10 protein-coding genes are annotated in these 11,991 nt (G+C 71.6%); 3 read left to right on the plus strand and 7 right to left on the minus strand.

Going from position 1 to position 11,991, the window contains the following annotated elements; all coding sequences use genetic code 11:
• Positions 1-27 precede the first annotated feature (27 nt).
• Positions 28-3,147, plus strand: coding sequence for a cell wall-binding repeat-containing protein (locus CUC05_RS22800; protein ID WP_108668449.1), 3,120 nt, complete (start codon positions 28-30; stop codon positions 3,145-3,147).
• Between the two features lie 71 nt (positions 3,148-3,218).
• Positions 3,219-4,163: a fatty acid desaturase gene (locus CUC05_RS22805; protein ID WP_108668450.1), complete on the plus strand. Its 945-nt coding sequence runs from the start codon at positions 3,219-3,221 to the stop codon at positions 4,161-4,163.
• Between the two features lie 4 nt (positions 4,164-4,167).
• Here the strand turns inward: CUC05_RS22805 and CUC05_RS22810 are convergent, their stop codons facing one another.
• From CUC05_RS22810 to CUC05_RS22820, 3 genes are read right to left on the minus strand one after another with little or no spacing between them, the layout of a single operon-like run.
• Positions 4,168-4,893, minus strand: coding sequence for a mycothiol-dependent nitroreductase Rv2466c family protein (locus CUC05_RS22810; RefSeq protein WP_108668451.1), 726 nt, complete (start codon positions 4,891-4,893; stop codon positions 4,168-4,170).
• Between the two features lie 38 nt (positions 4,894-4,931).
• On the minus strand, positions 4,932-5,765 hold the full coding sequence (locus CUC05_RS22815; RefSeq protein ID WP_108668452.1) for a cytochrome c biogenesis CcdA family protein: 834 nt from the start codon (positions 5,763-5,765) through the stop codon (positions 4,932-4,934).
• A 2-nt stretch (positions 5,766-5,767) separates the two neighbouring features.
• On the minus strand, positions 5,768-6,589 hold the full coding sequence (locus tag CUC05_RS22820; RefSeq protein ID WP_108668453.1) for a DsbA family protein: 822 nt from the start codon (positions 6,587-6,589) through the stop codon (positions 5,768-5,770).
• A gap of 270 nt (positions 6,590-6,859) precedes the next feature.
• Here CUC05_RS22820 and CUC05_RS22825 point away from each other — a divergent pair, with 270 nt between their 5' ends.
• Positions 6,860-7,393 carry a hypothetical protein gene (locus tag CUC05_RS22825; RefSeq protein WP_157965908.1) on the plus strand — a complete coding sequence of 178 codons (534 nt, stop codon included), beginning with the start codon at positions 6,860-6,862 and terminating at the stop codon, positions 7,391-7,393.
• Positions 7,394-7,433: 40 nt separating this feature from the next.
• Here the strand turns inward: CUC05_RS22825 and speB are convergent, their stop codons facing one another.
• From speB to CUC05_RS22845, 4 genes are read right to left on the minus strand one after another with little or no spacing between them, the layout of a single operon-like run.
• Positions 7,434-8,477 (minus strand): agmatinase, encoded by a 1,044-nt coding sequence (gene speB, locus CUC05_RS22830; protein ID WP_108668455.1) that lies wholly within the window; start codon positions 8,475-8,477, stop codon positions 7,434-7,436.
• Between the two features lie 19 nt (positions 8,478-8,496).
• Entirely contained in the window at positions 8,497-8,985 is a 489-nt protein-coding gene (locus tag CUC05_RS22835; protein ID WP_108668456.1) for a hypothetical protein, read from the minus strand.
• Positions 8,986-9,014: 29 nt separating this feature from the next.
• Positions 9,015-10,526, minus strand: a complete 1,512-nt coding sequence (locus CUC05_RS22840; RefSeq protein WP_108668457.1) for a carotenoid oxygenase family protein — start codon at positions 10,524-10,526, stop codon at positions 9,015-9,017.
• A gap of 38 nt (positions 10,527-10,564) precedes the next feature.
• Positions 10,565-11,794 carry an acetyl-CoA acetyltransferase gene (locus CUC05_RS22845; protein ID WP_108668458.1) on the minus strand — a complete coding sequence of 410 codons (1,230 nt, stop codon included), beginning with the start codon at positions 11,792-11,794 and terminating at the stop codon, positions 10,565-10,567.
• Positions 11,795-11,991: the final 197 nt, after the last annotated feature.

Consider the following 11,991-nt stretch of genomic DNA (forward strand, 5'->3'; position numbering starts at 1 on the left):
CGGTTCCACACGGCGTAGTCCCCTGCGATGCAGTCACGATCACGTCTCACCCAGGTCCTGTTGCTCGTCGTCGCCCTCGTGGCCGGCCTGTCGCCAGGTGCGGTGGGTGGCCAGGAGGACCCACCGGTGGTCCGGCATGCCGGGTCCGGACGAGCGGAGACGGCCGCGGCGCTGGCCGCCGCAACACCGGCCAGCGACACCGTCGTCATCGCCCGTGCGGACGACTTCCCCGACGCGCTCGCCGGCGCGTTCCTCGCTGCACCCGTGCTCCTGACCGGGCCCGACGTGCTGCCGGACGCCACCGTGGAGGCCATCGACGCGCTCGCGCCGTCGGTTGCGATCGTGCTCGGCGGCGAACGTGCCGTCGGTCAGGCAGTCGTGGACCAGCTGGAGGACATGGACCTCGACGTCCAGCGGCTGGCCGGTGACAGCCGGATCGACACCGCCGTCGCCATCGCGACGTCCGGTCGCGAGGTCGGTCGCGTCGACGGGCAGCCGACCGCGGTGCTGGCGGCCGCCGGCACGTTCGCCGATGCGCTGGTCGCGGGCCCCCTGGCCGCCGGTGCCGGCCTGCCCATCCTGCTGACCGACACCGACGAGGTGTCCCCGGCCACCCTCGACGCGCTCGAGCAGCTGGCGGTCGAGCAGGTCCTGATCGTCGGGGGCACCGCGGTGGTGTCACCCGAGGTGCTCGACACCGTCCGGTCCGAGGGTCACGACGTGCGTCGCCTGGCCGGTGACTCGCGCCAGGAGACCGCCGCCGAGGTCGCCCGTTACGCCGGCGATGTCGTCGGCTGGGCCCCCGCCGACGTCGTGCTGGCCACGGGGTCGGACTTCCCCGACGCCATGGCCGCAGCACCCCTCGCCGGGGCGTTGCAGGCACCGCTGCTGCTGACCGGCGGGACCGCCGCGGAAGATGCCGTCGGTGGCCTCATCGGCTGCGGCATGCGCCGGGTGATCGTCGCCGGCGGCACCGCGGTCGTTTCCGACGCCGAGGTCACCTCGGTCGTCGATGCCCTCGGCAGCAGCGACCTGTGTCCCATCGACCCGGCGCTGTTCCCGACGCAGGCCGTCGTCCGGGTCGGTGAGACCCACGAGGTCGTCGTGGACGCCGACGCCGGCGCCGCCGCGTTCGACCAGGACGGGAGCGGCAGCGCACCGACCGGCCCCGAGGTGCGGTTCACCGTCGTGCCCGACACCCTCAGCCGCGCCATGGCCACGATCACCGCCGACGACCTCGCCCCGACCGAGCTCCCCCAGGGCGGCGGCGGCATGGAGGCGGCCGTGACCGCTGACGACGACGGCATCGCCCGGCTGCGCTTCACCTCCTCCACCCCCGGCCTCGCGGTCGTCCGGGCGTGCGTGGCCGACGACGATGGCGAGGACGTCTGCGTCGACGGCGCCGTGCAGTTCAGCGCCCGGTACACCGCCGCGGTGGGTGCCGATGGGGAGGGGTTGGCCTTCGTGTCCCTCGACGACGACCGGCTGTGCGCCGCCATGGGTGGCGTGGAGTCCGACGGCATCGCGATCACGACCGCCGACGGCTCGCCCGTCACGGCCATCGACGACGGCACCGGCTGCGTCGACGGGGTTGGGGTCACCCAGCAGCAGGTCGACGACGATCCGGCTGGCTACGGCATCACCGTCGGGAACACCTTCACGCCCTTCAGCGTGATCGGCAGCGAGTACGACGAGTGGGAGTCCCAGCAGGCTGCCCCGTTCGTGCCCGGCCCGGCCACCCAGGGCAACACCGAGCTCGTCGCCCACATCGACGGCCTCAACGACGTCACCGCCATCAACTTCATCGACTACGGCGACCGCGACGTCCTGTTCGCCACCGGGCGGTTCGGCCTGCAGAGCTTCGACGTGTCCGACCCGGCCGATCCCGTGTTTCTCGACAGCCTGGAGATGCCCGACTTCTGGGAGAACGAGGACATGGACGTCGACGTCGAGCGGAAGCTGGTGATGCTGTCGCGCGACCCGCGGGCCTACGGCGGCTCGACCGACGACGGCGTCGCCGGCGTCTACCTGATCGACGTCGCGGACCCGACGGCCCTGCGCCGCATCGTCTTCCACGAGCTGCCCGCCGGGCACACCGCCACCTGCGTGCGCTCCCAGCGCGCCGACGGCTCGATGGCGTCGTGTGACCACCTGTGGTCCGGTGGTCCGGCGACGGGTACCCACCAGCCCGACGAATGGGGCGGGCGGCCGGTGTTCGTGACCGACATCACCGATCCCGAGCGGCCCTTCACCCACCCCATGCCGCTGCTGACCAACCAGAACGACGGCGTCACCGACTACGCCCACGACGTGCAGGTCGACGCCGACGGGCTGGCGTGGGTGTCCAGCCGTGGTGGGGTCTACGGCTTCCACACCTTCGGGACCCATGTCGACCCCCTGACCGGGACGACGCGGCGGGCCACCCCCGCCGACCCGGTGCCCTTCGCAGGCGGCACGCTGGAGGGCGAGGACAGCTCCGGCGGGGTCATCCACAACTCCTACCGTCCCGTGGGCGACGAGGCGGATCTCGGCGCGGACCTCGAGGCCAGCGGCTTCGCGGCCGGCGAGCTGATCTACGCCACCGACGAGGCGTTCACGTCGGCCTGCACCAGCGATGGCCTGTTCAACATCGTGACGCTGGAGGGGTCCTACGCCGGCGAGGGGTTCGTCTCCACCCCGGAGGAGCCGTTCCGGCTGCGCACCGTCGGGACGTGGAGCCCCATCGCCGCCGGCGAACCCGGCCCGATCGCGCTGTGCAGCGCCCACTACTTCGACATGAAGGACTCGATCGTCGCCTACTCCTGGTACGGGCAGGGCACGCGGTTCGTGGACGTGTCGGACCCGACCGACCCCATCCAGGTGGCGTTCCACCGGCCGCTGGTCAACCTGTCGTTCGCCCCCCGGTGGCGAGGTGACGTGGTGTTCGTCGCCGACTCGCTGCGCGGCGTCGACGTCGTCCGCCTGACCGAAGGCGCGTTCGAGGCCCAGGCCGCGCACGAGCAGATCGCCGCCCCGGCGTTGCCGTCGATCGGCCCCGACACGGTGTCGTCAGCCCTCCTCGGCCTGCCGGTGGACCTCGGCGGGCGGACCTGGACGGCGGACCCGGCCTACGGATGGGCGTGCTGGATCCCCAGCCGTCGCGACTGAGCGGGGGTTGACCACCTCGGCTCGTAGGTTTACGTTCTACTGAAGTTGTAAACCGCCGAGCCGAGGTCGTCATGTCGCAGTCCGACACCGCCACCGTCGCCGGGTCCGACCGGATCCGGCTGCCCCGCATCCCCTCGCCGGGTGTCCCACGTCCCGAGGTCGCCTGGCCCACCGTCGCGCTGGCCGTGGCGTTGCTGGTGGCCTGGGGCGCCATGACGTGGGGTGCGCTGACGGGGGCCATCAGCCTCTGGGTCACCATGCCGGTGCACGCCTTCGTCTCCTTCGGCATGTTCACGGTGCTGCATGACGCGGCCCACCGCGGCCTGGGCAAGCGCAAGGTGGTCAACGAGGTGCTCGGACGGGTCGCCGTGCCGTTCGTGGCCTCCTACTCCTCCTTCCCGCTGTTCCGCCACATCCACCTGACCCACCACCGGTTCGTCAACGAGGGGGACGAGCTGGACCCCGACAGCTGGATGATCCACGGGCCGGCATGGCAGCTGCCGCTGCGGTGGATGCTGGTCGACGTGCACTACGCGTCGTTCTACCTGAAGGGGTGGCGCGAGCGTCCGCGCAAGGAGATCAACGAGTCGGTGGCCGTCGCCGTCCTCGCGGTGGTCGCCATCGCCGGCCTCGTGGTCGCCGGCCACGGCGTCGAGCTGGCGCTGGTCTACCTCGTCCCGCAGCGGATCGCCCTGGTGGTGCTGGCCTGGTGGTTCGACTGGTTGCCCCACCACGGCCTCGACGGCACCACCACCGACCGGCGCCTGCAGTCGACCCGCAACATCATCGGGTGGGAGAAGGTGCTGACCCCGCTGCTGTTCAGCCAGAACTACCACCTGCTGCACCACGTCCACCCCATCGTGCCGTTCTACCGGTACGTGCAGGCGTGGCGGAACGGCGAGGAAGCCTACCTCGCCCACGATCCGGCCCTGTCCACGGTGTCGGGACGGCCGATCGACCCCGATGACTACCGCGCCATCCGGGGCATCGCCGAGCCGGCAGCCACGTCCGCCTGAGCCCTCAGCGCTTCTGGCGGCGGGACCCCCCGTGCCAGTCCTCCTGCGCGCCCGCACCGGCGTCGTCGGTGTGGCCCCAGACGCGCAGCTGCGGCCGTTCCCGCAGGCTGCGCTTCATCTCCGAAAAGCCGGCGTAGCGGGCCAGCCCGATGACGTGGTCCCAGAGCTCCACGGCTGTGTCCGGCGCGGGCAGCCGGCTGATCACCGGGCCGAAGAACGCCACCCCGTCCGGCGGCTCGAACTGGATGATCGGCGTGCCGACGTCCTTGCCGGTCAGCGACAGGGCCAGGTCGGTCTCCTCATGGATCACGGCGTCCCAGGCATCGTCGTCGAGCGCCTCGAGAAGGTCGGCGGGCAGTCCCGCCCGGTCCAGGATCGGTGCCACGTGGTCGGGCGTGCCCAGCCACCGCTCGTGTGCCATCGGGTCGGCCGGGGGATCGATGTCCCAGATGTGTGCGCCGAAGGCCTCCTGCAGGGCGTCCAGGGCCTCGGAACCGTGCTCGGCTCGCGTGCGGGCGGCGACCCGCAGCATCCGCAGGCCTGCGCGGTGTCCCTCCTCGTAGCCCGGGGGGAAGTGCGCGTCGTAGTCGATGTGGCTGTTCAGCAGCCGCAGGGAGATCAGCCGCCACTCGACGTCGTACTCGCGCTGCTCGGCGACCAGCCGCACCCACTTGCTCGTCATCCATGCGAACGGACACACGGGATCGAACCAGAACGCGATGTCGGCCATGTCCGCCCAACCGCTGGAGCGGGGTCGGCATTCCCGGCTCAGCGGTCGACGTCCTCGCGCAGGCGGGACACGAACCACCCGAGAGCCGCGTCGACGGCGACCACGGCGAGGGCGCGGTCGGGGACGCGCGCCCCGACCGATCGCGCCCACTCCTCGGCGCGCGCACCCAGCAGGGCCAGGTTTGGGGACTCCACGAAGCTGCCGCCACCGACCAGCAGCAGGACGCCGACGGCGATCAGCAGGACGCCCGAGACCAACGACGTCGTGTGCAGGCGGAGCCGACCGACACTGATCTCGCGCCCCCGGAGGGCACGCACGATCCGGTCGCCGATGCGGTCCCACAGCAGGGCCAGCACGACCAGCGGCACGACCATGCCCACGGCGTACACGGCCAGCAACGCGCCGCCCCGGACGGGCTGTCCACCCGCCGCGGCCAGGACCAGGATCGAGCCGAGGATCGGGCCGGTGCAGAACCCCGTCAGCCCGTAGGCCAGGCCCAGCACGTACACCCCCCACGGCCCGCTGCCCTCGGCCGGCGCGGTCCGCGCGGACAGGCGGCCGGGCAGCAGGACGAACCCGCCGCCGAGCGCGGTGACGACGCCGAGCACGATGACCAGCCCGGCCGCCACTGCCACGACGGTGTCCTGGTTGGTCCGCACCAGCCGGGTGGCGGCCGACGCCGAGACGCCGAGGGGGACAAGGGTGGTGACCAGCCCGAGCCAGAACACGCCGGTGCGGGCCAGCAACCTGCCGCGGCTGTCGAAGGCGTAGGCGAAGAAGGAGGGGAGGAGCAGCGCACCGCAGGGGCTGAGCAGCGCCAGCACCCCGCCGGCGAGCGCGGCGACGTACCCGACGTCGGCACCGAGGGGCACGGTCAGCTCGTGCTGGCGTCGTGGACGCCGGTCAGGAACTCGTCGAACCGTTCTGGGCTGGCGTACCCGCCCATGGGGACGCCGTTGACGACCAGGGCGGGGGTGCCGGTGAAGCCCAGCTGGTAGGCCAGCTGCTGGTCGCGCTGCACCAGCGCGGCCACCTCTGGCGAGCGGTAGTCGGCCAGGAACCGCTCCCAGTCGAGGTCGATCTCCTCCGCCACCGCCTCGACCTGTGCCAGCAGCGCCTCCTCGGTCTGGCGTTCGCGATAGGCGCCGAGCTCGGCCTCGGTCAGGTCGCGGCCGACGGGGGGTTCGCCACCGCCGGAGATGAAGGGGTAGAGGTGTTCGGCCAGCGGCCAGTAGCGGTCCTGTAGGCCGGCGGCCATGCCGATCCGTGCGCCGGGGACGGCGCGGTCCTCGTAGGGCAACATCCGCGTCTCGATCCGCAGCAGGCCGGTGTTGACCCAGTCGGCCATGACCCCCGGCATGGTCAGGCGGTGGAAGTTGCCGCACCACAGGCACCCGAAGGACTCGAACGCGAGCATCACCATGGGGGCGTCGGGGTCGCCGATGGTCATGCCGGGCTCGTCGACACGCAGCGGCGCCATGCGTTCGCGGGACGGGCGGTCGTCGGGGGCGGCGTCGGGAGCGATGTCGGGACCGGCGTCCGGGGCCGCGGCGGCGTCGGCCGGGTCGGCCGGGTCGGCCGGCGGGGCGGCGTCCACGAGCGCGGGGTCGTCACCGCCGAGGAACGCGGCGGCCGCGAGGCCGATGGCCGCGAGGAGTGCGAGGGCAGGCAGGAGCAGACGGCGATTGCTGGACACGGCGGATCCACTGTTCGACGACGGGCGGACCCCGGACTGTACGACGCTCCCCGGACGCCGCAGGAACCGGATGGCCGGGGGTCCTCGGGGTGGGCCGGAGGGTCGGGGGCGGGTCCGGTGCGTCGCGGCAACGGCACCGCTGGGATCATTGTGGGTGATCGACCGGTGACACCAGGTGGTTTCGAGATCCGGAGCGGACTACCGTCGTGCCAGCGTCGCGTCGATCGCTCCGTCGGGGGGATGGGTGGCGCCCTCATCAGGAGCCCTGCCTTGCGCACCCTGCGTACCCGCCTGTTCGTCCCTGCCCTCGTCCTGCTGCTCGCGCTCGTCGCCGCCGGCTGCAGCGGATCCGACTCGGTCGCCGACGTCGATGTCACCGAGTCCGAGTCCGCGTCCCTCGCGACCGACGACGCGTCCGAGGGCCCCGTCGACCCCGAGCCCATCGACGCGACGACCCCGGACGCCGACGACTCGGGCTCCGCTGACGTCGCCAGCGCGGAGTCGTGCGACCTGCTCGTGGGCTTCAACGAGCTGATCGGCAACGCGTTCTTCGCCGAGCCGGACTCCGAGCAGTACGTCGACGCCATCGAGCTGATGGGCCAGACCCTGATCGCGCTCGAGGGCACCGTGGACCCGGCGGTGCTCGCCGTGGCCACCGACGTGCACGACGAGTTCGCCCGCACCGTCGGCAGCGGTGGCGCCGAGGTCCCGGACCAAGCGCTGCTCGACGCGGCCTCCGACACCCTCCGCCCCTACCTGGAGGACTGTGGTGTCGGCCCCGTCGCCTCGGGTGAGGGCGGCTAGTTCCCGGTCGCTCGAGGATGGCGACCGTGTGGCGTTCGGCTCAGCCGTCCCGGCGCCGCACGGCCAGCCCTGCCAGGAACTCCATGACCACCCGGTGGGCGTTGTTGACCGTCTGCTGGGCGTGGTCGTAGGGCGGTGACACCTCGACGATGTCCATGCCGACGAGGTTGGTCTCCAGCGCGAGCTTCCTGACCGCTCGCAGCAGGTCCGCCGGGGCCATGCCACCCGGCTCCGGGGTGCCGGTCCCCGGGGCGAACCCGGGGTCGAGCACGTCGATGTCGACCGACAGGTACAGGGCATCGCACCCCTCCATGGCCTCGGCGACGGCGTCCTCCATGACCGCAGGTGCACCGCGCTCCCACACCTCCTGCATGAGGTGCCACCGCATGCCCTGCGCCTGCATCCACTCGAAGACGTCGGCCGGTGGCCAGTAGCCGCGCAGCCCGACCTGGACGAAGTTGCGGCCGAGGACGGCACCGGACTCGATGAGCCGACGCATCGGGGTCCCGTGGCTGGCCGCGTTGCCGTCGACCCGGTCGGCGGTGTCGGCGTGGGCGTCGAAGTGCACGACCCCGACCTGTCCCCAGCCATGGGCCTCCGCGACCGCCTCGACGCTGGGCCAGGTGACGGAGTGGTCACCCCCGAGCACGACCGGCAGGATGCCTCGGCTGGCGACCTCGAGGACCCGTTCGCGGATGTTGGCGAGCCCCACCTCCGACTGCCCGTGGGGGCAGATCGCGTCGCCGTAGTCGACGACCTCGAGGTGGTCGAACACCTCGATCCGAAGGTCCAGGTGGTAGGCGCCCGGGTGGTCGGCGTCCGCGCGCAGCGCCCGCGGTCCGAACCGTGCCCCCGGCTTGTTCGTCGTGTTGATGTCCAGCGGGGCGCCGACGATGGCGACGTCGGGCTGCCAGCGGTCGAGGTCTGCCGTGCCGGTCAGCAGCGGCCGGTCGGCGAAGGTCAGCGCGCCGTGGCCGAGCTGTTCGCGGTAGCCGTCGGGGAGCGTCCGATCGGGGAGTGTCCGATCGGGGAGGGTGCGATCGGGCGGCGTGCGATCGGGCGGCGTTCGGTCGGGCTCGTCCATGGCCGCAGTCTGCCGCAGGTCAGTCGGTGGGTGTCGCCTGCAGTGCGCCCGCCGGGACCGGCAGCTCGGCGGCCGACAGCTCCTCGGCGACCGTGGCCACCATCGTCGACCCGGTCTGGCAGATCGCCGAGGCCTTCACGTAGGTGCGGTACTCGCCGTTGGACACGAGCAGCTCGGCCTCGAACACCTCGTCCTCGATGATGATGATCTCGAGGTCGTCGCGCTGCTCGTACCACAACCGGATGTTGACCGGGGTGACGGGGACGTAGGCCGTCAGGTTGGTCAGCGGGCCCTGCGGGGTGACGGAGTCGACGACGGCCTCCGGATGCAGCTCCGCGCCCTCGACGGGGTCGTGGGGCTCCTGGTCGAGGGGGTTGTCGCATTCCGCCAGGGCCGTCAACGGACCGGTCGGCGGGGCGTTCGGGTCGAGGCCCACCGGTGTCGGCTCCCCCGCACAGCCCACGAGCAGGGTGCACAACGACAGGACGAGGAGCAGGAGGAGGCGCACCTGCGGAATGGTGCCACGCTGCGTCGGTGTCAGCGCAGCGAGCCTCGGACCACCGCGTCCGCGGCCCTGTCGACGTCGAACCAGCCCGGGATCTCCTCACCGGATGCCCATGTCGCGTGCGTGCCGCTGCTGATCCGCTGGGGCAGGCGCACCCGCGCGATGGGGCCATCGGCCGGGTTGGCGGCGTCGAGGACGATCGCTTCGGAGCAGTCCCGGTTGGTGTCGATGGTGAAGGTGACGAGGTACCCGTCGTCCTCGGCGGTTGCGCCGACGCGAGGAGCCATCACCGTCTCGGAGCAGAAGACCCCCTCTTCCAGCGCGAAGCGTTCGTCGCGCCCCGTCCTGACGTCGTGCTTGACGAGGCCGTTGAAGAGGAACCAGCCGGGCTTGGCCGTCGCGGCGTAGACGTAGCGGTAGTCCCGGCCGAGGTGCGCCTCGTTGATCATCCCGAACTCGGTGTACTCCTCACGCAGGTGCTCCTCCCTCGTCCGGCCGGTCCGCAGGTCGAAGCGCCACCGGTGCAGGCGGGTCTGCATGACGTCCAGCGCGAGGTACCGGAACATCCGCATCCGATCCTCCTTCGGCGGGTCCGGCACGGGGTTCTCCTGGTAGAAGCCCTCGAGCACGATCTCGTCGCCGTCCTCGTAGGCGTTGGTCCAGTGCAGGACGTAGGTGGGATCGGCCTCGTACCAGCGGATTTCGGTGGCCGTTCCCCGCCGGGGGATGACGGCGAACCGCGTGGGGGCGTCGTGCATGCGGGCCGCGTGCACGCCCTTCTTCAGCAGGTCCTCGTCCCAGTGCAGGGGCAGGTCGTTGAGGATGGCGTAGTGCTCGGTGATCGCCATGTCGTGGGGCAGGCGGGGACCCGGCAGGGGGATGTCGGTGTAGTGCACGAGGCGGTTGTCGGCGTCGACCACCCCGTAGTGCATGTACGGGGCCTCCTTGCCGTAGTTGAAGAACAACATCTCGCCGGTCCGGTCGTCGACCTTCGGGTGGGCCGACACACCCTCCGCGGGGAAGCGGCCGTCCCAGGTCGCCCGTCCCATCGTCTGCAGGGTCAGCGGGTCGAGGCGGTACAGGTCACCGCACTGGTAGAACGACGTGAGGGCCTGTCCGGCGTGCACCACGATGTCGGTGCTCGAGGCGTCCTTCATCCGTCCGCGGGCGCCCCACCCCTCCCGCTCGGCGACACGCGGGTCCTCGGCGATACCTGCCCACAAGGAGCGGCCGGCCTCCTGCTCGGCCTCGAACCCGGCGGTGCGGACGAAGCGGTTCCGGTAGAAGGCCGTGCCGTCACGGAAGCCCACCATGTGGACCATCCCGTCACCGTCGAAGGGGTGGTATCGCTGGATCGCGGGGTGGACCGGGTTCTCGGTGTTGCGCAGGTAGACCCCGTCGAGGTCTGCGGGGATGTCGCCGATGACCTCGAGGTCATCCGCCCGGAACTCATCGGTCTGCGGCCGCCACGGTCCGCTGCGGTAGGGGTGGTCGTCGTCCTCGGGAAGTGTCGTCAGCGCTCGGCCGACCAGCTCGATGTCCATCGTGTTCGGGATTTCCTCGGTGGGGAGACAGGTGGGGGTCAGGCGCGACCGACGACGAAGGAGCAGGTGGTTGCCGTCGACCCGCCGATGTTGAGCGTGGCGAAGCGGGACGCACCGTCGACCTGAGTCTCGCCGGCACGCCCGGTGACCTGGCGGCTGGCGTCGACGAGCATCCGCACCCCGGTGGCGCCGACCGGGTGACCGCCACCGATCAGGCCGCCGCTCGGGTTGACCGGGATGCGGCCGTCGCGTTCGAGGTCGCCGGCCTCGATGGCCTTCCAGCTGTCCCCGGGTGGGGTGATGCCGAAGTGGTCGATCGCCATGTACTCCGACATCGAGAAGCAGTCGTGGGTCTCGATCCCGTCGAGGTCAGCGGCCTCGGCAACCCCGGCGCGGTCGAAGGCGTCCCGGATGGCGTCGGCCACGTGGGACAGGACGTACGGGCCGTCCTCGCGTTGCGTCTTCTGTGCCAGGGGCAGGCCGACGGTTCGGTGCCCCCAGCCGAGGATCCGTACTGCCCTGCCGCGGCTGAGCACCTCGGGGTGGTCCCGGACCCATTCGTCGGTGGCGAGCACGATGCCGGCGCCACCGTCGGTCACCTGGCTGCAGTCGGTCCGGCGAGTGCGTCCGTCCACGACCGGGTTGTGCTGGTCGTCGTCGCTGAAGGACTTCTCGTCGAAGCTCCAGCCCCGGGTCTGGGCCAGCGGGTTGTCCTTGGCGTTGCGATGGTTCAGCTCGGCGATGGCCCTGAGGTGGGCTTCGTCGATCCCGTAGCGCCGGTCGTACTCGTCGGCCAGCGCAGAGAACATGAACGGCCACATGAAGGTGGCGTCCTCACCCTCGTGGCCGACCCATGCGGCGGCACCGAGGTGGGCGGCAGCGGTGTCGCCGGGGACGGTCTTCTCGATCTCTGCGCCGATGACGAGCGCGCAGCCGTACCGGCCGGCCTCCAGGTCGGCCATGGCCGAGAGGGTGGCGATGCTGCCCGACGCACAGGCGGCCTCGTGGCGGGACGCGGGGACACCCCACAGCTCGGGGACGACGGTGGCGGGCATGGCGCCGAGGTGTCCCTGCCCGGTGAACAGCTGGCCGAAGGCGTTGCCCACGTGGATGACCTCCACGTCGCGGGCGGTGGTGCCGGCGTCGTCGAGCGTGCCCTCGACCACCTCCTGCACCAGGTCGTGCACGCCCTTGCCCTCGCGGGCGAAGTTGCGTGCGAAGTCGGTCTGGTGACCGCCAAGGATCCAGATGCCGGTCTCGCTGCCCATGTCGTCCCCATCCGTGCGTTCGATGGCTGGACCCAGAACTAGACCACACGACGGCGACGTGCGCGACGCGTGGGTGGGCTGCGGGTCCGCGACCGGGTGGGGCCATCCGTGTGGGGCCCATCCGTGCGGGGCCCACCCATCCTCGTGCGGGGCCCATCGCACACACCCTGGGTCCATGTGTGCGATGCACCACCAAG

The sequence above is a fragment of the Euzebya rosea genome (assembly GCF_003073135.1).
Lineage (GTDB): Bacteria > Actinomycetota > Nitriliruptoria > Euzebyales > Euzebyaceae > Euzebya > Euzebya rosea.